Origin of the sequence: Algoriphagus sp. SE2 (assembly GCF_039563885.1) — a bacterium.
Taxonomy (GTDB): domain Bacteria; phylum Bacteroidota; class Bacteroidia; order Cytophagales; family Cyclobacteriaceae; genus Algoriphagus.
The window spans coordinates 372,598-394,887 of record NZ_JBCLWJ010000003.1 but is presented as its reverse complement, the minus strand read 5'-3'; the positions used below and the strand labels follow the sequence as shown (position 1 = coordinate 394,887).

Here is a 22,290-nt window from a genome sequence, read left to right as displayed (position 1 = left end):
TTAAAAGCCTGATTAGTATTTTTTTTTTTAAAATCCCATAAGTCAAAAAATAGGCTTTGAAAACATCCTGATTCGCAAAAATTCCCCAAAATGAGGTGAAAATTTATATCAGGTTCCTTTACCTATTTATTGTATTTTTAATCATCGAATCAAAAACCCAATGAAAATAGGTAAACCCGCAACTTCAGCAGCAGGGCCAAAAGCGGTCTATCATGCGATGCAAAAGGCTTTTCAGTCCATGAAAGTCAACAAGACTTTCAAGATTCTCGGGAGATTGAATCAAAAAGATGGGGTCGATTGTCCGGGTTGTGCCTGGCCAGATCCTGCCCATCGATCCAAACTTGGAGAATACTGTGAAAACGGTGTAAAAGCAATCGCCGAAGAAGCAATCGATCGCAATGCTGATGCAAACTTCTTTTCTAAACATTCAATTTTTCAAATGCGGGAGCAAAGCGATTATTGGCTTGGGCATCAAGGTCGATTGACGCAACCGATGATGATCCGAAAAGGAGAAAAAAATTACTCCCCGGTAGAATGGGATACTGTTTTTGAAACGATCGGGAACAAATTAAAAAGCCTAACCACACCGGATGATGGCATCTTTTATACATCAGGAAGAACAAGCAACGAAGCAGCTTTTCTCTACCAACTTTTTGTAAGGATTTTCGGAACCAATAACATGCCTGACTGCTCCAACATGTGTCATGAATCCAGTGGCGTTGCGCTGAATCATACACTGGGAATCGGAAAGGGCTCCGTAATTCTGGAAGACTTCTATCATTCCGAATTGATTTTAATTTTTGGGCAGAATCCGGGTACCAACCATCCCAGAATGCTTTCTTCTCTAAAAAAAGCAAAAGAACAAGGTGCAAAAATCGTAGTCATTAATCCTCTTAAAGAAGCAGGATTACTGAGTTTTGAAGACCCTCAGACTGTTTCAGGTATTTTAGGAATAGGAGCGACTCTGGCAGATCTTTACTTACAAATCAGGATCAACGAAGACGTAGCTTTAGTTCAAACTGTTGCAAAAAAGTTATTGGAACAAGCTAAAAAGGATCCGTCAGTCATTGATCAAGAGTTCATCCAAGCTAAAACAGATGGTTTTGAAGTCTATAAAAATTCTTTGGAAGAATTAGATGCCGAAGCGTTAGTTGGCAGAACGGGATTAGAAGCTAATCAAATTGAAGAATTTGTCGATTTGGTTTCCAAAAGGAATAAAATCATTGCTTGCTGGGCGATGGGATTAACTCAACATGTAAATGCTGTAGATAACATCCAGGAAATCGTTAATCTGCTTTTGCTGAAAGGAAGCATCGGCAAACCAGGAGCTGGGACCTGTCCGGTAAGAGGGCACAGCAATGTACAGGGAGACAGAACCATGGGAATATGGGAACGTCCTAGTAAAGAGTTTCTGGATACATTAGCCTCCACTTTCCATTTTGAGCCACCAAGAAAACATGGGGTAGATGTCGTGGGAGCAATTAAATTGATGCATAACGAACCCGGAAAAGTATTTATGTCCATGGGTGGAAATCTACTTTCTGCCGCCCCAGACACCAGTGTTACCACCCAAGCGTTGGAAAATTGTGCGATGACAATTCACATTTCCACAAAACTTAACCGATCGCATTTACATCCTGGTGAAATTGGCTTTATCCTTCCTTGTCTTGGCCGAACTGATATTATTCAAGAAAAATCAGGTGTCCAAAAACTAACTGTTGAAAATTCCATGGGGATGGTTCATAGTACCCAGGGCAACATACCATCCAGGTCAGAATATCTATTGAGCGAGCCTCATATTATCTCTCAAATCGCTTCAAGAACAGTGGGGAATAAAATTGTAGATTGGTATTCCTTGATAGACAATTATGACAAAATACGGGATTTGATCGCCAAGTCAGTCAAAGGGTTTGAGTCATTTAATGAAAGATTAAATAAGAGGTCCATTCTGGAATTGCCTAATGGTCCAAGGGAGGGTAAATTTACCAATGACATCGGAAAAGCCCGTTTTACAATTAATTCCCTACCTGATTACCAATTGGAAGAAGATGAAGTGATGATGATGACCATTAGAAGTCATGATCAATTCAATACCACTATCTATGGTATGGATGATCGATACAGAGGAATCTATGGAACCAGAACGGTAGTTTTGATGAATAAAGATGATATTTCCCATTTTAAACTTGACATCCAAAAACCTATAATTCTATACAATGAATATGAAGGTAAATTGAGGGAAGTAAAAGGTTTGACAATAGTTCCTTATGATATTCCTTCAAAGTGCATCGCGACCTATTTTCCCGAATGCAATGAGCTTGTTCCGCTGCAATTAAAAGCAAGAAAAAGCAATACCCCTGCAAGTAAATCCGTCAAGGTAAAAATCCTCCAAAACTAGTATCACCTTTTGAATTAATTAAGCATGAAAAGTCAACTTTATTTAGGTCTACTCTTATTCATTGGAATCACCTCCTGTCAATCAAGTAAAATCAATTCTGAATATTCAGGTCAGGAACTTGAAAAAATTAAATCCTTTCAGTCCCTAATTCCAAAAAAAGACAGTCTTTACCACATTTTGATCGCTACAAGCAAAGGTGATATGATGGTGAAATTGTACAATCAAACTCCTCTGCATCGAGATAATTTTGTAGCGAAGGTAAAATCAAATTATTATGACAGCTTGGAATTTCACCGAGTCATCAATGATTTCATGATCCAAGGTGGAAGACCAAATCCAACAGAAAACGAAGAACCAAACCCATTTTCTGGTGAACTTATTCCGGCTGAATTCAGAACTGAACAAGGGATTTACCATCGAAGAGGTGCTTTAGCAGCGGCAAGAAACAATAATCCTGAGAAAGCAAGCAGTAGTACTCAGTTCTATATAGTGCATCGAAAACCCTATTCAGAGAGTGATTTAGAAGAACATATCAAAGAGAGAAATCTTACAATCAATGAGGCCCAAAAAACACTCTATACAACTGTAGGGGGTACTCCACATTTAGATGGTGGCTATACGGTTTTCGGGGAATTGGAAATAGGCTACGAGGTATTGGATAAAATTGCGACTACCGAAACCGGTGAAAGGGACGAACCCATAAATCCTATCAGAATGAAAATGTACTTACTAAATGAGCCAAAAAAGCTGAAGTAATGAAATTTGATTTCCCGATCTGAACTCATAGTTTTACCCCTAAGAATACGCTTTTTGATCAAAAACCTAAACTCATTTAATGAAAACCCTAAAAACCTTGGCCCTCCTATGGCTCTCATGCATTTATCTTTTTTCATGTAGCCCCAAGGGTGATTCTACTCCTAAACCTAATATCGTATTTATCCTTGTGGATGATTTAGGTTACAATGATGTGGGGTTTATGGGAAGCGAGTTTTACGAAACTCCAAATCTTGACAAACTTGCTTCTAAAAGCATGATTTTCACAAATGGCTATGCCAACAGTGCAGTTTGTAGTCCTTCCAGAGCAAGTATCATGACAGGTAAGTTCACTGCAAATCATGGAATTACAGATTGGATAGGAGCTCCGGCAGGTGAGGCTTGGAGAAATTATAAACGTTATTCAAAATTACTTCCGGCAGATTACGAGCACCAGCTTCCAAAGGAAATGACCACACTTCCTGAGGCATTGAAAGAGTCTGGCTATGCTACTTTTTTTGCGGGAAAATGGCATTTGGGTTCAGCGGAGGAAAAGTCACTTCCTACAGATCATGGGTTTGATATCAATAAAGGTGGTTATCATGTAGGAGGCCCTTATTCTGGCGGTTACTTCTCTCCTTTCGAAAATCCATTTATGGAAGACTTTCCTGAAGAAAAAGGAATGAGCCTATCCATGAAATTGGCCAAAGAAACCAACTTGTTCATCGAGCAGCATCAACAAGATAAATTTCTCGCTTACCTCTCATTTTATGCAGTGCATGCACCCATCCAAACTTCAGAGGAAAAATGGGCTAGGTATAGAGAAAAGGCTGAAGCCATGGGAATTGATAGTGCGGGGTTTGAAATGGAGCGGGTTTTACCTGCAAGAAAACATCAGGATAATCCGGTTTATGCAGGATTGATCGAACAAATGGATGAGGCTGTTGGAGCAGTATTATCAAAACTTGAAGAACTTGGATTGGAAGAGAATACCATCATTATGTTTACATCAGATAATGGCGGTGTGGTTTCTGGAGATAATTATTCCACAAATCTTGATCCCCTCAGAGGCGGGAAAGGATACCAATTTGAAGGAGGAACACGAATTCCATATCTTATATATGTGCCTTGGTTGAATAACAATGGAGCAAAAAACAATGCGCCAGTGAGCGGTATAGATTTTTATCCGACTATCCTAGACTTTGCCGGAATCAGCCCTGCCAATGAGACTTTAGACGGAACAAGCATTCGTCCACTTTTAGAGGGAGGAAATCTGGAAGAAAGAACCCTATATTGGCATTATCCGCATTATGGTAATCAAGGAGGAGAACCTAATTCCACTATTCGAAAAGGAGACTGGAAATTGATCCACTATTGGGAAGATGGGCATAATGAGCTATATAATCTATCCAATGATTTGGGTGAGGAGCATGACTTAGCTTCCGAAAACCCAACTAAAACCTCGGAATTGTCGAAGGAATTACTGACTTGGTTATCAGAAAGAAATGCAAATATGGCCAGAGAAGACCCTTTATATAATCCGGATTCTGCAGCAATTGTCAACCAAAACTATAGAACTACCTTGATAGATCGATTGGAAAACCAGCGCAAAGCCATGTTGTCAAAGGATTTTCAACCCAATAAAGATTGGTGGGGAAGTAAGACCATAGACTGATAAATCAATAATCAACTCATGAAATACCGTCGCTTAGGAAAGACTAATTTAGATGTTTCCATTCTTGGTTTTGGAGCTTCTCCCCTGGGAAATGTCTTTGATGAATGTACCTTGGAAGAAGCCAAAAGAACTGTTCACTACGCTCTGGATCATGGTGTCAATTTCTTCGATGTTTCTCCCTTTTATGGCTTGACTTTGGCAGAAGAGCGATTGGGAAAAGCTTTGGAAGGAAAAAGAAAAGACATCATTTTAGCTACTAAATGTGGTCGATATGATCTTCAGGAGTTTGATTTTTCAAAGGAAAGAATCTTTAAAAGCATTGATGAATCCTTAAGTCGGCTGAAAACTGATTATGTGGATCTCTTCCAATTACATGACATAGAATTTGTTGACAAAAAACAGATTATTGAAGAGGCGATTCCAGCAATTGAAGAAATTAAAAAAAGCGGCAAAGCCAGGTTTATTGGCATCACAGGATTGCCTGTCAGGTACCTCGCTCAAATAGCAAGAGAAGTGGAACTCGACACCGTCCTTTCATGGGCTCATTACAACTTGTTGGAGGATGAAATTAATGATGAACTGGTTCCGCTTTCAAAAGAAAAAGGATTTGGATTGATGAATGCTGCACCGTTAATGCAAAGAATACTTTCTGATGCTCCGATTCCTGAATGGCATCGTTCACCAGATGAAGTGAAAGCCATGCAGCCAATTTTATTGGACATGTGTAAAAACCATGGCGTACAATTAAGCGATGTTGCGTTACGATACGCGATGGATCATCCTGATATCTCCACGACGATTGTTGGAATGAATAAACCGGAAATCATTAAGCAGAACGTGAAAGCCGTTGATTTTGAAATCCCAGCATCGCTCTTGCAAGGAATAACTTCCTTATTGGCCCCAGTAAAAAACAAAATGTGGTTTGAAGGAAAACCAGAAAACAACCTATAAAATCTATTGAAATGAAAGCACTTGTAATTACTGAAGTTGGAAAGACAGAGGTCCAGGAAGTAGAAAAGCCCAAAGTAGGTAAAGGAGAAGTCTTGGTCCGCGTCGGAATGGTGGGCTTCTGTGGAGGAGATCTTAATAGTTTTAGAGGGCTTTTCCCATTACAGGAATACCCAAATATTTTAGGTCATGAAGTAGGTGGAACGATTGAAGAAATTGGTCCTGATGTTCCTGATTCTATAAAAGTTGGCACCAATGTGACAATTTATCCTTATCAAAATTGCGGAACATGTAAAGCCTGTAGAAAAGGAAGACCAAATGCTTGCAAAACCAATAAAACCATGGGGGTCAGACGCCCTGGAGCCATGACTAGGTACATCTCTGTTCCCTATCAGGACACATTCCCTTCCGAAAAACTATCGCTTCGGGAATTGGCTCTGGCAGAGCCCCTGACTGTTGGATTTCATGCGGCAGAACGAGGAAGAATTTCTGCTGAAGATATTGTAGCCGTTTTAGGCTGCGGAATAGTAGGGATGGGAGCCATTGCTTCAGCTGTGGAAAGAGGGGCAAAAGTAATAGCAATTGATTTAGATGATAATAAGCTGGCAATCGCCAAGAAAATCGGAGTAGCTCATACGATCAACCCAAGTAAAGAAAACCTGCACAAGAATCTTCAGAAATATTCCAATAACGACGGGCCTGATGTAATCATTGAAGCAGTGGGAAGTCCCGCAACTTACCGAGCTGCTGTTGAGGAAGTTGCCTTTACAGGTCGTGTGGTTTGTATTGGCTATGCTAAAAAAGAGGTGGATTTCAACACCTCACTTTTTGTCCAAAAAGAAATAGAGATTCTGGGTTCCAGAAATTGTCTGGGAGATTTTCCGACAGTTATCAAATATCTCGAAGCCGGCAAATTCCCTGTAGATGATGTGATCAGTAAAGTAGTCACCATTGACGAAGCTCCCCAAACAATGATCGATTGGGATGCAAATCCTGTCGGAATAACAAAAATAATGATAGACTTTGACCAAGCTTAAAATGATTAAATCTAGTACTACCATAGCCCTCGTACCTCAAATAACTTATGGACCTTGGATCTATTGGCATGACTTGGAAAAAGGAATGGAGAAAGCTTCCAATCTCGGTTTTGATGCGATAGAGTTATTTACACCTGCATCAGATAGCTTAGAGATTGCGCATTTAGAGCAGCTTTTGAAAAAATTCAACCTAGAACTATCTGCCGTGGGCACTGGAGCTGGAAAAGTAATTCATGGATTGACTTTAACTGATCCGGATCCCGAAATCAGGGAAAAAGCGATTGCATTTATTTCTGATATGATCACTTTTGGAGCTGCCTTTGGTGCCCCTGCCATCATTGGATCCATGCAAGGAAATGTATTACCAGGAAATGACCGCGAAAAAACACTTTCCTGGCTTGCTGATGCTTTGGAAATCCTAGGAGAAAAAGCTGCCGAAGCAGGGAGCTTCTTGATATATGAACCGCTCAATCGGTATGAAACCAACTTGATGAATACCCTAAAATCCGGAGTTGAATTACTGGAAAAACTCAAGACAAAGCAGGTAAAACTACTGGCAGATCTTTTTCATATGAACATTGAAGAGGCGGATATGGCTGAAAGTATTCGATCAGCAGGATCTCATATTGGCCATATTCATTTTGCAGACAGCAATAGAAAACCCATTGGGATGGGACATACTGAAATGGATTCAATTGCTTCAGCTATCAAGGAAATCAACTATTCCCACTACATCTCTGCCGAAGCCTTTCCTGAACCAAATTCAGATAAAGCAGCAGAAAAAACCATTGAATCATTTAAAAAATACTTTCGCTAAAACAGAAAAATTATGCAGCGATTTTGCTTAACCTTAGACCTTATAGATGACCCGGATTCCATCAAAGAATATGAAGAATATCATGCCGCCGGAAATGCCTGGCCAGAGGTTACCCAACATGACATTGATTGCGGTGTGACAAATATTGAGATTTTCAGAACCGGAAATCGAATGTTTATGATTTTGGAAACAGTTGACGACTTCACTTTCGAAGAAAAGGCGAAAAAAGATGCGGACAACCCAATTATTCAAAAATGGGAAAACCTAATGTGGAAATATCAGCAACCAATTCCTTGGGCGAAACCAGGTGAAAAATGGGTTTTGATGAAGAGAATTTTTAAGTCTGGGGAATAACTCATTCTTCAAATATCCAAATTTAATGAAACTGAAATATCATAGGTTCAATTAGACTGGAATATTTAAAAACTCAGGAAAATCCTTCATACTTGCATAAGCCCAAATGATCTGTATTTACTACATTTCAAACACCCAACACTAATTTTATGAGAATTTCAATTTTTGGCCTTTTGGCTATGTTTCTTGCTTTTGGATGTAGCAATCCTGAAGATTCAGAAAAACTTCCAAAGATTGCTATCGCAGGATTGGCAATTGAATCCAGTACCTTTTCCCCTGCCCAAAGTGATGCTGCTGCATTTCGTACCCGAGTAGGAGAAGAAATATTCAGCTACTATCCATTTTTGGATTCTGGTTCCGTGGATCGGGCACGTGCTAAATGGTTTCCTACCTTAAGAGGACATGCAATCCCAGGAGGCATAGTAACCAGAGAGGCTTATGACTCTTTAGTTGGGGTTACTTTGGAAATGCTCAAAGAAAACTTACCATACGATGGATTATTTTTTGATATCCATGGAGCGATGAGCGTGGTGGGACTAGATGATCCCGAAGGAGATTTTATTGCCAAAGTACGCGAGGTGGTGGGAACAGAAACGTTGATTTCTACCTCGATGGATTTACATGGTAATGTTTCAGAAAGACTAGCTAAACACACAGATTTAATCACCTGTTACCGAATGGCTCCCCACGAAGATGCGTTGGAGTCAAAACAAAGAGCTGTGGAAAATATGCTGGATAGATTGGAAAGTGGTAATGGTAAACCAGCTTATAAAGCTTGGATTCCTGTTCCTATCCTACTTCCTGGAGAAAAAACCAGTACTCGAATTGATCCTGGAAAGAGCCTCTACGCCAAAATTCCTAGCCAGACAGAAAAGGAAGGAGTAATTGATGCTGCTATTTGGATTGGTTATGCCTGGGCAGACGAACCAAGAAATCATGCGGTGGTAATGGTCACTGGAGACGATGAAAAAGCAGTTTCGGAATCTGCTGAATACCTGGCAAATAGCTTTTGGGATGTGAGAAATGAATTTGAGTTTGTGGCACCCGTAGCAACATTGGACGAAAGTCTGAAAATGGCTTTGGCCAGTGATAAAAAGCCTTACATGATCAGTGACATGGGTGATAACCCTACTGCAGGAGGTGCAGGGGATGTTACTTGGACGATAACCGAAATCCTAAAAAGGCCAGAGTTTAAATCTGAGAATGGACCAACTTTAATCTATGCATCTATTCCTGGACCTGAATTTGTCGAAAAAGTAATGGAGGTAGGAGTCGGCGGCATGGTAGAAGGAACTGCTGGTGCTGCAGTAGATGATCGTTTTGCTCCTCCAGTTTTACTAAAAGGAACTGTAGAAGCTATCAAAGAAGGAGATGGAGCAGCTGAAGTAGAAGTCGTAGTAAAAATTGGTTCAGTACATGTTATTGTCACCAAAAAACGAAAGCCCTACCATAACGAAAGTGATTTTACCGATCTCGGACTGAAGCCAAGAGAAGCAGATATCGTGGTGGTGAAGATAGGCTATTTGGTGCCCGAGTTGTATGATATGAGAGGCGATTGGGTCATGGCTTTGACTCCGGGTGGTGTAGACCAGGATTTGGAAAGATTAGGATATAAGCGAATCAAAAGGCCGATGTTTCCATTGGATAAAGACATGCCTGATCCAGACTTAGGTACACAGTTCATCCCTGCTTCCGATCAATTGAAATAAACTCTTTAAAAAATTAATTTAAAATGCTGTATTCAAAAGGAGCAGCATTTTTTTATCTTCATTCCAGATACTCCCAACAAATCATGAAAAAACTAATTTATCCCTTCCTTTTTTTAGTAACAGGCTTTGCCTCTTTCGCACAGGAGAAACTTCTTTCAGACGAAGTCCAAATCCAAAATTTGGTACAGGAATCATTTGAGGTATTGTTTTCTACTTATGATCTCAATCAAATTGATCAATTTTATACACCTGACATCAAAATTTTGGAAAATGGTGAAATCTGGGATATGGATATCATTAAAGGAATTTTAGAGGATGCAAAAAAAAGAGGAGCAAGTGAGCGTGTCAACAAATTTGATTTTATTGAAACGCATGTCGATCAAAATATGGGTTATACCATCTATCATAATTATGCCACCTTTTCTGCCAATGGGCAAATCAATCGTGAAATTCATTGGATAGAAAGTGTAATTGCGGTCAGAACGACTGAGGGTTGGCGGATAAAAAACCTTCACAGCTTTCCTGCTAAAAAAGAATAAGTCATGCGTTTCAAGCTCACTGTTTTTGCAATTTTAATCAGTTGCTTTTTACTTTATAAAGTTTCTTTGGCACAAGAAAACTTTAATACTTCTACCGATACCAAACAGATTTTATTCCTAGGAAATAGCATCACCTATTCAGGTCAGTATATCGCTTTTGTAGAAACTTACTACCGATTAAAACACCCTAGTTCGTCCACTGAATGGCTAAATTTAGGATTACCAAGTGAGACAGTTTCGGGGCTTTCTGAAGAAGGTCATGCCGGCGGAGCTTTTCCAAGGCCAGATCTGCACGAAAGGTTAGATCGAATTTTTCAGCAAATTCAACCTGATATCGTTTTTGTTAATTATGGGATGAACGATGGAATTTACCTGCCTCTGGACGACAATCGTTTTACATCCTATAAATCAGGAATTGAATGGCTAAACCGAAAGATTGATTCAATCGCTGCTGCTGCAGTATTTGTTACTCCCCCGGTATTCGACCCAATAAAAGGAGAGGCCTATGCAAACGTTTTGGATATTTATTCAGATTGGTTGATTAGTAAAAGGTATACGGATTATTGGAAAGTCATCGACTTGCACTGGCCAATGCGGAAATTTTTAGAAGAAAAACGCTCCACCAACCCAAGGTACTACTTGGCAAAAGATGGCATACATCCGGGAGAAATTGGTCATTGGTTGATGGCTAAACCGATTCTTGAATATTTTGGAGAATCAGTAGATGGTTTTGATACTTTTGAAGAAGCAGTTGAATCCGAAGAAAACGCCATAGAATTATTAATTCTAATTACACAAAAGCAGGCAATACTTAGAGATGCATGGCTTCGATCTACTGGACATTTAAGGCCGGGATTAGCAGAAGGTTTATCCCTTAAAGAAGCAAAAGTCCAAGTGGAAAAAATAGAGGAAAAAATTCAAAAATTATTGAACTAACAAATCCAAAAAGGAAGATTTGAATCATTCAATAATTAGTTTTTGGCAATAGTCATCACCTAAATGGTTCTGCAGACCAAAGTGCCTCTTAAAATGGGCTGGATGGTTAAAAACAACTTTGCTCCTATGACATTGGAACTTTGGCCTTGTTGAAATACCTCTCCAATCAATTTAACAACATCCTACTTTTGATTTTAGCGGCTTTCTATGCTGTATTTGCAGTGATTTTTTCATTAATTGTATTCACACACCCTTTAAAAAAGTCCTAATGGAAAATCTTCATAAAACCTCATTCCAATTTATCAGTGAACCATCAGACATCAATTTTGGTGGAAAAGTCCATGGTGGTGTGGTAATGAAGTGGATTGATCAAGCAGCCTATACCTGCGCGAGAACTTGGGCAGAAAGTTATTGTGTCACTGTTTATGTCGGAGGCATACGGTTCTATAAACCCATCAATATCGGTGAAGTTATCAAGGTGGATGCGGCAGTAATTTATACCGGAAACTCTAGCATCCATATTATGGTAGAGGTATATTCCAGAGATTTTTCAGAACATGAGTTTGAGAAAAAGACGCATTGTATCATCATATTTGTAGCCGTTGACGAACATGGAAATCCAAAAAAAGTAAAACCTTGGATCCCTCAGTCAGATCAAGAAAAAAAGCTGGAGGAATACGCGATCCGACTCAAAACACTCAGAGAAAATATCCACAATGAGATGAAGCCATTCTTTAATGAATAATTCTAATTCAAATTATCATAGTCGGATTACTGTGAGGTATGCAACTTAAAATGGATTAATGGCATCTACTTAAGTATCAGCTAATTTTCAAAATGAAAAAACAAGTAATAAGTATCCTATTATTTTTAGTTTTCAATCCACTTTTTGCACAAACTTCACTCGAAAAAATCGGATTACCATTTGGCCCTTACAATGTGGGTTTCTCGCATTATACATCCTATGACAGTACAAGAGTATACAGCCGCATATTTGATTATTCTAACGAAAAAATACCCAGACCTATTCCTATTAGCATTTGGTACCCATCCGAGCAGGAAATAAAAGACTTACCTCCTTTGACCGTCAAAGATTATGTACGGATCCAAGCTGAAGAGCAAGAATGGGAGCATTTACCCGATTATCACCTTTTAAACTGGTTCCAAGACATCCCGAATACCCCAAAAAATGAGAAATACCTAAGCGAAAAAAGTCATTCCTATTACGATTTAAAATGGAGTAAAGGGCGCTTCCCAACTATAATCTATTCTCCGAGCTACCAAGCATCTTCAACTGAAAATTTTGCTCTCTGTGAATATCTCGCAAGCCATGGCTATGTCGTCATCTCAAGTCCAAGTAGAGGTGCAGACACTCGTTTTCTTGAGGGTGGAATGACCAAAGATTTAGAGACTCAAGCTAGAGATATTGAATTTCTCATAGGCTTGGCGCTTCAAATTCCTGAGGTCGATTCCGAAAAAATAACATCTATGGGATTTAGCTTTGGAGGAATGTCAAATGTGCTTAGCCAAACTAGAGATAATCGTATTAAAGCTTTGGTAAGCCTTGATGGAACTGTTAAATATGCTTATTCAACCTTATTATCTTCCCCATTTTTTGAGCTAAAGAATGTCAATGTTCCCTTTATTCATCTGGCTCAAAAGGACATTCCTAAAGAAGTTCTCGAATCAGACAACATTGATCCCTCCTTAAATTCTGAATTCTTGTTTTTTGATGAATTGGATCAAAATGATGCCTATCAGGTCAAAATGCAACACCTTACTCATCCCTACTTCAGCACCTTTGGGGTACTATTTACTACTCGAGATCCTAGACAAGATCATGCCGATTCCTTAATCATGGAATCCTATGAATTAGTTGCCAACTATACATTAAACTTTCTGGATGCTTATCTAAAGAATCAAGATGAGGCTATTGATTTTATGAATAATTCACCAGAAAAAAATAACATAGAAACAGGCTTCTTGTCTCTAAAGAGAAATCAAATTCGCAAGAAAGTAAGGTTTGATTTTAACGAATTCAATGACGAAACGAGAGTCGATAATTATACTTCCATGAATAAAAAGTATGATTCGTTAAAATCAATTTATCCAGATTTAGAACTCCCCGAAGGCAACCTGAATACCCTTGGCTTACAATTGCTTTATAATAAAGAAACAACAGAAAAGAGTATTCGCGTATTTGAATTTGCCACTAAAATCTACCCCAATTCTGCCAACCTTTTTGATAGCCTTGGAGAGGCGTATCTATACAAAGGAGATACGACAAAAGCAGTCCTAAATTATCGAAAATCCCTGGATCTAAACCCACAAAATGAGGGGGCAAAATCTATTATAAAACGATTTGGAGAATCGAACCAATAATTGATTTTGAGGATCTAGTCTTTAATGAGCCTTTTTAAAAACTAATTTTTGAAACAACTCAAAAACCCCAAAAGCTGCAAAACCTATTACTAATCCTAGCAGGATTTCTTTGAGAATGGATGGCCAGGATTCCAGAAAATGATGGAAGAACTCAATGTTATGTGCAAAAATCCCTCCCGATACCAAGATTAATGCAATCGTCCCAATTATTCCCATTCCTTTGATAATCTTCGGTAAGGCATTGACAAGTATTCTTCCTACTTTATCAGAAAAGCTGTTATCTTCTTCATTCATTGCGATCAATTTGAATCCAATTTCATCCATTCTCACTATTAAAGCAACAATACCATAAACACCAACCGTTGCCAAAAGAGCGATGATACTAACCACAAAAATTTGAGTTGAAATTGGCGAGCCTACAACAGTTCCCAATGCGATAATGACAATCTCAACCGAAAGAATGAAATCAGTAAGAATAGCGGATTTCACCTTCTCCTTTTCACGTTTCAAAATCTCTTTTTCAGTGAGTTTTTCTGCCAGCTCGATTTTATTTTCTTTCTCATGCGGAACCAGATATTCATAGATTTTCTCAGCTCCTTCAAAAGCCAAATACACCCCTCCAATCAGCAAAATAATTGTCACGGCAAAAGGCAAGAAAGCACTAAGCAAAAATGCTAATGGAAGAATGATCAACTTATTGAGAAGCGAGCCTTTTGTAATTGCCCAAAGCACTGGCAACTCCCTATCAGAAACAAAACCGGAGGCCTTTTCAGCGTTTACAGCCAAGTCATCCCCCAATAACCCTGCAGTTTTCTTTGCTGCAACCTTACTCATCACTGCTACATCATCCATCAATGTGGCGATATCATCGAGCAAAGCAAATAATCCTGATGCCATAATTTTCAATCTAATCTTTAGAAAGTCACCTTTTTGTGTATATGCTTAATAATTCCGTGAAGATATACTTAACTAAATTTCTTCAAAGGTTATTCTTTGATCTTTTCTAAAAACAAGTCTTCAACATAAAATTGCCAATCAGAAAATTTCTTTCCTTGGTTTGCCAAATGGACATGATGATCTTGGTCTAAAATATAGTCATCTGGTTTATTCAAGATTCTGGTTCTACCATAAACTTCCTCCAAACCAGATTCGATAGAATTCCATTTTGCTTCCATTCCAGCTAATTCTGCTTTTGCAATATTTCTTTCTTCCCCACTGGGATGATCAAGCTTAGCCAATGTAATTAGGGCTTGGTTTGTAAACTGAACAACTTTCGCAACCTGCTCATAAGCCTCCAAATTATACGTATTTCTCAATGCCAGTTTTTTTGAATCCTCAATTTTAGAGAGTATTTCTTCAACTAGAATCAGATTTTCTTCGGCTTTGGATATCCGGTCTTGATACTTTTCTGTCCAAGTACCAGCCGAATCAAAATTCGGCAATTCTATTAGTGCCTGATTGATTGGATCAGCAAGATTTCTCAATCTATTTCTATCCCTTCCATCTAGCAATGCATTCTTCCAAAAAGCAACAGGACCTTCCAGACTTTCCACAAATGCATATTCCCCAGAAGCCAGTTCCGGTCCAAACATTCGCTGACGAAAAGCTGTATGTATTTTATCTTCGGATCTTTGTTGACCAGACCAAGTATATTCTGCAAAAGTCGCAATCCCTCGTTGGTACAATTCAAACAGTGGTGAATCATCATCCCAAAGTGTCAATAATAAACCATCAGTATTAAGATCAATCGAACTCAAAGCAAAATCCCGAATGTTTGCGGTATTACTATTTTCTAAGGGCATCAAATTCCACCGAGTTTGTCCTGCGGTAGCACCCATTACATTAAACCCATTTTGTATAAACCACTGGATCGCTCTTTTATTTCCTGGCGACTCAGGCATACTATAATTCCATCGCATGTAAACACAGTTCTTTGGAAACATATCGACAAACTCGTTGAGCTTCGACTCATTAATAGACCAAATACTATCAATTTGTGCTTCATTTAAATTTGGGTTGTAGATAGATCTATACAAGCCGGCATTTTGCAAGGGCATATCATCCCAAAAAATCGGAGTCAATCCTTTTTCTTCAGCGTATTGACTCACTTTATTCAGCCAAATTAATTGGAGTTCCAATGCTGATTTTCCACTATTCCTTCCCGTCGTATGAACTTCATCCCCACCTACATGAAGGTAATTGGCATGAGTAAATGCCTTTAAAGCATCTGTGTACAAGTCAAACTGAACTTCATAGGTCTTTTCATCCAATGGATTAAAAGCCCAATCACTTTCAGGGTCATCTCTTACAGGAATATATTCCGGATGTTTTAATATAAAAGACGCATGTCCAAGACCTTGCACAAGAGGTGAAATCCGGATATTTCTAGCCATTGCATAGTCTGAAATTGCTTTCCAGTCCTCAATCGAATAGGCATCGGGAGCAGCAACTTTAGGCTGTAACTGGTACCCTAATTTATCTTCTATTTCAATAATGATCGCATTGATTTTCATAGCTGCCAATCGATCCATTAACTCATAGTAATATTCCTTTTTCTCTAAATGGTGCTTAACGTCTAAGTGCACTGCCCTAAAGTCCAAAGCAGGTTCATCTTTTATTTCTGTCAAAGGCATAAAGGCATTTTGATCAAGGGCATCTTGAGTTATCTGGTCTAATGTCATTAAGCCATACCAAAGTCCTTCTTCTGTATTTGATTTTATCAAGATTTGATTTCCCTCAATGGTAAGTTCATACCCTTGATTTTTAAGATTCAAATCAGATACTAAATCCAATTCTAATCCCGACTCATCAAACCCTTCTAATTTATTTCCTGAGGTAAATTCTTTCTTAGCTTTTTGCAAGGAAGGAACAATGGAAGCTGGATTAATTCCTGAAGAACCATTCCAAGAAACCTGTTTTGGAAGCGGGAGTAATTGGTAGTTTGCCTCCTCACTGAGTTTTGGATTGCATGATCCAAAGACTAGAATTGACAATACCAGAACTAAAAGAGAACAGTTTTTCATATTGAGGATTGAAATTGAAAATCAAAAAACCAGAAATAGATTTACTCGAAAATATGAAAAATTATTCCTACCAACCCTTTGATCAATATAAAATGAGCGACAGCAATAGAAATCATGATGATATTTTGGTAAAATCTTAGTGATAAAGAACTAAATACATGATTGGTCTTTTTTATTGGGCATTTTTCTTTAATTTTTAGATTAAACCTGTGGTAAATTATACCATCAACCCAAAATTAACCCAGTAACTACATGCTTACCATCTTAATTATTCTGGTGGCCCTTGCTTTCATAATGGTCGCTATTGTCAAATTTGATATACACCCCTTCTTGGCACTTTTCGTTGGTGCTATTTTTTATGGACTGCTATCCGGGATGTCTACAGAACTTATATTAAAGTCAGTTTCAGATGGTTTTGGAGGAGTTTTGGGAAGCATAGGTCTTTTGATCTTGCTTGGAGTAATGATTGGTACATTTCTAGAAAAAACTGGAGGAGCTCTTGTGATTGCCCAAAAGATCCTTTCATGGATCGGTGAAAAAAGGGTTACCTCAGCAATGATGTTTAGCGGATATATTCTTTCAATTCCTGTATTTGGAGATAGCACATTTATCATGATGAATCCAATCAGCAAATCGCTATCTCTTAAAGGAAAAGTCCCTTACGCAGCCACCACAATTGCTGTAGCGCTTGGAGCCACGGCCTCTCACTCGCTAGTTCCTCCAACTCCAGGGCCAATCGCTACCGCCGGCATTTATGAAGCTGATTTAGGAATGGTTATTTTCTGGGGTTTGATAGTTAGTTTAGTCACCTTGATACCAAGTTATTTTTTTATAAAAAACTTCGTTTCTAAAATACCTTTGGAACCTAAGTTTGCGGTAGAAAATCCAGAAAAAGAGCTGAAAAAATCTCCAACTGCTCTGAAATCGTTTCTCCCTATCGTTATTCCTTTGGTATTAATAGTTATGGCTTCCATTGCAAAATACCCAACAAAACCTTTTGGTGATAGTGGCTTTACCCAAGTAATTTTATTTTTGGGAAGTCCAGTGATCGCTTTGCTTTTAGGTGCTTTTCTATCTTTTTCTTTACCACCAAAATTCGATAAGAGATTACTTAGCGCCAGTGGATGGATCGGTGAGGCAATTTTAATAGCTGCACCGGTAATTTTGATCACAGGTGCCGGAGGAGTATTTGGAAAAATGCTTCAAAACTCAGGAATTGGGGATCTGGTTAGCGCAAGTTTAAGCAGTGCCAGTTGGGGGATATTTCTTCCTTTCTTGATTGCATTCTCTCTAAATACTGCCCAAGGTTCTTCTACCGTGGCAATGATCACCACAGCTTCTATCATTGCTCCTTTGTTAGCTACTTTGGGACTTGATTCCGACACCATGAGAGTATTTGCGGTGTTGGCAACTGGCGCAGGAGCGATGGCTGTTTCCCATGCCAATGATAGTTTCTTCTGGGCAGTGACACAGCTTTCAGGACTTTCAATCAAGCAAGGAAATAAATCACATAGCTTGGGTACTTTCATTATGTCAATTACTGCGATTACTATGATTTATCTTATTACTCTTTTCCTGAACTAGGAAGAAGTAATTATCAGTATTTAAAATGAAAAAACTACTTCTCTTTTTATATACTTTTTCTATTATCCATTTTGGAATATCTCAAATTTTAAAACAACCAATCCCTGATAAATTGGTAGTCTTGACATTTGATGATGCTCCGGCAAGTCACTATTCGGTGGTTGCACCCTTATTGAAAGAATTTGATTTTGGTGCAACGTTCTATGTTTGTGAATTTCCTCCGAATTCCAAAGACAGCACATTGTATATGAATTGGAGACAAATTCAATCCTTACATAAAATGGGGTTTGAAGTGGCAAATCATACACATACCCACGCCAATGTGAGCAAACTCAGCCAAAACGATTTTAATTCACAGCTTGGTTATATTGAAGATAAATGTGATTCCCTTGCAATCCCAAAACCAATCAACTTCGCCTATCCAGGTTATGGGTTAAATGCTGAGGCATTGGAATTTTTAGCCGGCTTGAATTATAAAACCGCAAGAGCTGGTGGAAGCAGAGCCTATGACCCATTGGCTGACCATCCTTATTTGATTCCAAGTTGGGCAACTGACGAAACAAATAAAGAAGATATTATCGACGCTTTTGATCAAGCTACAAATGGAAAAATTGTAGTCCTCACAATCCATGGTGTGCCTGATTTGGAACATCCTTGGGTTAATACTCCACCTGAGTTATTCAAAGAATACCTTAAACTTTTAAAAGAGAATGATTTCCAGGTTATATCAATTAATGATTTAGAGAATTATATCAATTTCTCCGAGGCCAAAGAAAAAATCAAACCTGATTTTACTAAAAACCTAAGCAATTAAGTTTTAGCATATGGCAATAAAAAAAGGTGATCTGAAATCAGATCACCTTTTCTATTCTTATAAACTTGATTTTATTATTTCAGATCAAACCTGTCAAGGTTCATTACTTTATCCCAAGCGGCTACAAAGTCGTTTACAAATTTTTCGCCTGAATCAGTACATCCATAAACTTCTGCGATAGCTCTAAGCTCAGAATTTGAACCAAAGATCAAATCAACTCTTGTACCAGTCCACTTTGGTTCACCAGTAGTTCTGTCACTTCCAACAAACACATTTTGCGCATCGGTAGTACCATTCCAAGTGGTTCCAAGATCTAGCAAATTTACGAAGTAATCGTTTGTTAAAACTCCAGGTCTATCGGTAAACACACCATGTTTTGCTCCATTATAGTTTGTGTTCAATACTCTCATTCCACCAACTAAAACAGTCATTTCAGGAGCAGTCAATGTCATTAATTGAGCTTTATCAACCAACATTTCCTCTGCTGAAGCCTTGTGTTTTGGAGCGTAATAATTTCTAAAACCATCCGCTGCTGGCTCTAATGCTTCAAATGATTCAATGTCAGTTTGCTCTTGAGAAGCATCTCCTCTTCCTGGCGTGAAGGGAACTTTCACATCATATCCAGCATCCTTTGCCGCTTTCTCTACTCCTGCACAACCTGCCAATACAATTGTATCCGCAATGGAAATTTGCTTCCCATCGGTTTGGCTTTCATTGAATTCCTTTTGGATTCCTTCCAATACCTCAAGAACTTTAGATAACTGAGGAGGATTATTTACTTCCCAATTTTTCTGAGGAGCTAATCTCACTCTTGCACCATTAGCGCCACCTCTTTTGTCTGAACCTCTGAAAGTCGAAGCTGAAGCCCAAGCAGTAGAAACCAATTCTGAAGCAGAAAGACCAGAAGCAAGAATTTTAGCTTTTAAATCTTCCACATCAGCTTCATCCACTAATTTGTGATTTACTGTAGGAATCGGGTCTTGCCAAATCAACTCTTCACTTGGAACTTCTGGACCCAAATATCTGCTTATCGGTCCCATATCTCTATGAGTCAATTTGAACCAAGCTCTAGCAAATGCATCTGCGAATTCTTCAGGGTTTTCGTAGAAATGTCTTGAAATTTTCTCGTATTCAGGATCCATTTTCAAAGCAATATCTGTAGTCAACATTGCTGGAGCATGTTTCTTAGCTGGATCAAAAGCATCAGGGACAGTTCCTGCTCCTGCACCACCTTTTGGAGTCCATTGGTAAGCTCCTCCTGGGCTTTTCGTCAATTCCCAATCGTAGCTAAATAAGTTTTCAAAATAATTATTGCTCCATTTAGTTGGGGTAGTAGTCCAAGTTACTTCAATGCCACTGGTAATAGTATCTTCAGCATTTCCCTTTCCAAAAGTGTTTTTCCAACCCATTCCCATTTCTTCAATGGATGCACCTGCAGGCTCTGCCCCAACATATTTGGTTGGATCTGCTGCACCATGGGTTTTTCCGAAGGTATGACCTCCTGCAATCAAAGCAACAGTTTCGTAATCATTCATAGCCATTCGGCCAAATGTCTCACGAATATCTCTTGCTGCTCCCACAGGATCTGGTTGACCTTTTGGTCCTTCAGGATTCACATAAATCAATCCCATATGGGTAGCCCCTAATGGATTTTCAAGAACACGGTCTCCGCTGTAGCGATCTTCATCACCCATCCATTGACCTTCTGATCCCCAGTAAACGTCCTCCTCGGGCTCCCATACATCCTCACGACCTCCACCGAAACCAAAGGTTTTTAATCCCATGGACTCAAGCGCACAGTTACCAGTTAGGATCATCAAATCAGCCCACGAGAGCTTTTTGCCATATTTCTGTTTGATTGGCCAAAGCAAAAGCCTGGCTTTGTCAAGGTTGGCATTATCTGGCCAACTATTCAAAGGGGCAAACCTTTGCGTGCCAGATCCTCCTCCACCTCTACCATCTTGAATTCTATAAGTTCCTGCACTATGCCATGCCATTCTGATAAAGAAAGGACCATAATGACCAAAATCTGCAGGCCACCAATCTTGTGATGTTTCCATCAATTCGAAGATATCCTTCTTCACTTCTTTCAAATCAAGTGATTTGAATGCTTCAGAATAATCGAAAGACCCATCCATTGGATTTGATAAAGAAGAATGCTGACGAAGGATATTCAGCTTTAGTTGATTTGGCCACCAATCGCGATTTCGCATTCCTCCACCTGCAACTTCTTTCATAGTACCGCCAGTAAAAGGACATTTTCCTGCCTTTTCGTTTACGCCGTAGCTATTTCCGTTAGATGAAGAATGATTATGAGGGTTATCCATATATATTAGGGTTTTAGTTTTAAATTTCTACCGTGAAGATATCAAAAATATTATTTATTAAATATAAAATTCAATAGATAAAACCTATGAGTATTTTATCTAGTCAATCCCCAGTTGAGATTCAGTAATTTAATAAAAATGAGCCAATCGGATCAATTGTTTTTCTCTAAACTGATTAAAATCATCTAAGAAGCAATACTCTAAAACCTGATTAAATGAATGCCATAATTCTCAAATAAATGATAGGCCTCGAAAATTGACTAAGTATTAAAATCCAAAGCTCAAATTATTTCAAAATATCATGTCCTAAAGTTTCAATTTTCAGAGCATATTGAGTTTTGGATAAAAGGTAGTATTTTGAAGTACTATTTATTTGATTGAATGAGTCTTTTCAAATTTATCATTCTCGTTAAAAACTTAATCTAAAATTATGATTCCATTTTTTATCGCGCTCGCAATAGTCTTGTTTATAGGGCTTGTGATCATGAACATCTACAATTCCTTTGTCAAAAATAAAAACACCGTTAAAGATGCCTGGAGTAATATTGACGTGGCTTTAAAAAGGAGATATGATCTGATTCCAAACTTAGTTGAAACAGTGAAAGGTTATGCTTCTCATGAAAAAGAAACGCTTGAAAAAGTAATTCAAGCAAGAAATGCTGCAATGGCTGTTCCTTCTGGAGACATAAACAAACAAATTGATGCCGAAAATGAATTGCAAAAAACTCTAAGAAGTATTTTCGCATTAAGCGAAGCGTATCCTGATTTAAAAGCAAATACTAACTTCCTTCAACTCCAGGATAAACTCAATGAAATTGAGGAAAATCTAGAAAGAGCCAGAAGATACTACAATGGAACAGTTCGGGAAAACAACACCTATGGCGAAAGCTTTCCCGGGGTTTTGTTTGCAGGAATGTTTAGCTATCAGCACTTTGAATATTTCGAAGCCGAACCAGAAAGTCGTGAAAATGTGAAAATTGATTTCTCAAAATAG

18 protein-coding genes are annotated in these 22,290 nt (G+C 38.6%); 15 read left to right on the top strand and 3 right to left on the bottom strand.

The window, feature by feature from the left end; genetic code table 11:
• Positions 1-160: 160 nt before the first annotated feature.
• The 12 genes from AAGF08_RS05745 (at position 161) to AAGF08_RS05690 (ending at position 13,548) form a co-directional block, all read left to right on the top strand.
• A complete protein-coding gene (locus AAGF08_RS05745) occupies positions 161-2,398 on the top strand; it encodes an FdhF/YdeP family oxidoreductase (protein ID WP_343510147.1) in 2,238 nt (745 codons plus the stop codon).
• A 24-nt stretch (positions 2,399-2,422) separates the two neighbouring features.
• Positions 2,423-3,154: a peptidylprolyl isomerase gene (locus AAGF08_RS05740; protein WP_343510145.1), complete on the top strand. Its 732-nt coding sequence runs from the start codon at positions 2,423-2,425 to the stop codon at positions 3,152-3,154.
• 79 nt (positions 3,155-3,233) lie between these two features.
• Complete coding sequence (locus AAGF08_RS05735) at positions 3,234-4,826, top strand: sulfatase (protein ID WP_343510144.1); 1,593 nt, start codon at positions 3,234-3,236, stop codon at positions 4,824-4,826.
• An 18-nt stretch (positions 4,827-4,844) separates the two neighbouring features.
• The gene (locus AAGF08_RS05730; RefSeq protein ID WP_343510143.1) at positions 4,845-5,777 is read left to right on the top strand and encodes an aldo/keto reductase; all 933 of its coding nucleotides are present in this window, start codon (positions 4,845-4,847) and stop codon (positions 5,775-5,777) included.
• Between the two features lie 11 nt (positions 5,778-5,788).
• A complete protein-coding gene (locus AAGF08_RS05725) occupies positions 5,789-6,811 on the top strand; it encodes a zinc-binding alcohol dehydrogenase family protein (protein WP_343510142.1) in 1,023 nt (340 codons plus the stop codon).
• 1 nt (position 6,812) lies between these two features.
• Positions 6,813-7,628, top strand: coding sequence for a sugar phosphate isomerase/epimerase family protein (locus AAGF08_RS05720; protein ID WP_343510140.1), 816 nt, complete (start codon positions 6,813-6,815; stop codon positions 7,626-7,628).
• Between the two features lie 12 nt (positions 7,629-7,640).
• The gene (locus tag AAGF08_RS05715) at positions 7,641-7,982 is read left to right on the top strand and encodes an L-rhamnose mutarotase (protein WP_343510139.1); all 342 of its coding nucleotides are present in this window, start codon (positions 7,641-7,643) and stop codon (positions 7,980-7,982) included.
• A gap of 149 nt (positions 7,983-8,131) precedes the next feature.
• Positions 8,132-9,691 carry a M81 family metallopeptidase gene (locus AAGF08_RS05710; protein ID WP_343510138.1) on the top strand — a complete coding sequence of 520 codons (1,560 nt, stop codon included), beginning with the start codon at positions 8,132-8,134 and terminating at the stop codon, positions 9,689-9,691.
• 83 nt (positions 9,692-9,774) lie between these two features.
• Positions 9,775-10,230 carry a DUF4440 domain-containing protein gene (locus AAGF08_RS05705; protein ID WP_343510137.1) on the top strand — a complete coding sequence of 152 codons (456 nt, stop codon included), beginning with the start codon at positions 9,775-9,777 and terminating at the stop codon, positions 10,228-10,230.
• A 3-nt stretch (positions 10,231-10,233) separates the two neighbouring features.
• On the top strand, positions 10,234-11,166 hold the full coding sequence (locus AAGF08_RS05700; protein ID WP_343510135.1) for an SGNH/GDSL hydrolase family protein: 933 nt from the start codon (positions 10,234-10,236) through the stop codon (positions 11,164-11,166).
• 268 nt (positions 11,167-11,434) lie between these two features.
• Entirely contained in the window at positions 11,435-11,911 is a 477-nt protein-coding gene (locus AAGF08_RS05695; RefSeq protein ID WP_343510134.1) for an acyl-CoA thioesterase, read from the top strand.
• A 92-nt stretch (positions 11,912-12,003) separates the two neighbouring features.
• Positions 12,004-13,548 (top strand): alpha/beta hydrolase, encoded by a 1,545-nt coding sequence (locus AAGF08_RS05690; RefSeq protein ID WP_343510133.1) that lies wholly within the window; start codon positions 12,004-12,006, stop codon positions 13,546-13,548.
• A 21-nt stretch (positions 13,549-13,569) separates the two neighbouring features.
• Here AAGF08_RS05690 and AAGF08_RS05685 read toward each other — a convergent pair whose 3' ends face one another.
• Both AAGF08_RS05685 and AAGF08_RS05680 read right to left on the bottom strand, forming a co-directional pair.
• Positions 13,570-14,445, bottom strand: coding sequence for a DUF808 domain-containing protein (locus tag AAGF08_RS05685; RefSeq protein WP_343510132.1), 876 nt, complete (start codon positions 14,443-14,445; stop codon positions 13,570-13,572).
• An 89-nt stretch (positions 14,446-14,534) separates the two neighbouring features.
• A complete protein-coding gene (locus AAGF08_RS05680; protein WP_343510131.1) occupies positions 14,535-16,571 on the bottom strand; it encodes a family 20 glycosylhydrolase in 2,037 nt (678 codons plus the stop codon).
• Between the two features lie 252 nt (positions 16,572-16,823).
• Here AAGF08_RS05680 and AAGF08_RS05675 point away from each other — a divergent pair, with 252 nt between their 5' ends.
• A complete protein-coding gene (locus tag AAGF08_RS05675; protein ID WP_343510130.1) occupies positions 16,824-18,155 on the top strand; it encodes a GntP family permease in 1,332 nt (443 codons plus the stop codon).
• A 25-nt stretch (positions 18,156-18,180) separates the two neighbouring features.
• Positions 18,181-18,969, top strand: a complete 789-nt coding sequence (locus tag AAGF08_RS05670; RefSeq protein ID WP_343510129.1) for a polysaccharide deacetylase family protein — start codon at positions 18,181-18,183, stop codon at positions 18,967-18,969.
• A gap of 74 nt (positions 18,970-19,043) precedes the next feature.
• On the opposite strand, the gene katG is transcribed toward AAGF08_RS05670, so the two are convergent.
• Positions 19,044-21,296, bottom strand: coding sequence for a catalase/peroxidase HPI (gene katG / locus AAGF08_RS05665; protein ID WP_343510127.1), 2,253 nt, complete (start codon positions 21,294-21,296; stop codon positions 19,044-19,046).
• Positions 21,297-21,726: 430 nt separating this feature from the next.
• Here katG and AAGF08_RS05660 point away from each other — a divergent pair, with 430 nt between their 5' ends.
• Positions 21,727-22,290 carry a LemA family protein gene (locus AAGF08_RS05660; protein ID WP_343510126.1) on the top strand — a complete coding sequence of 188 codons (564 nt, stop codon included), beginning with the start codon at positions 21,727-21,729 and terminating at the stop codon, positions 22,288-22,290.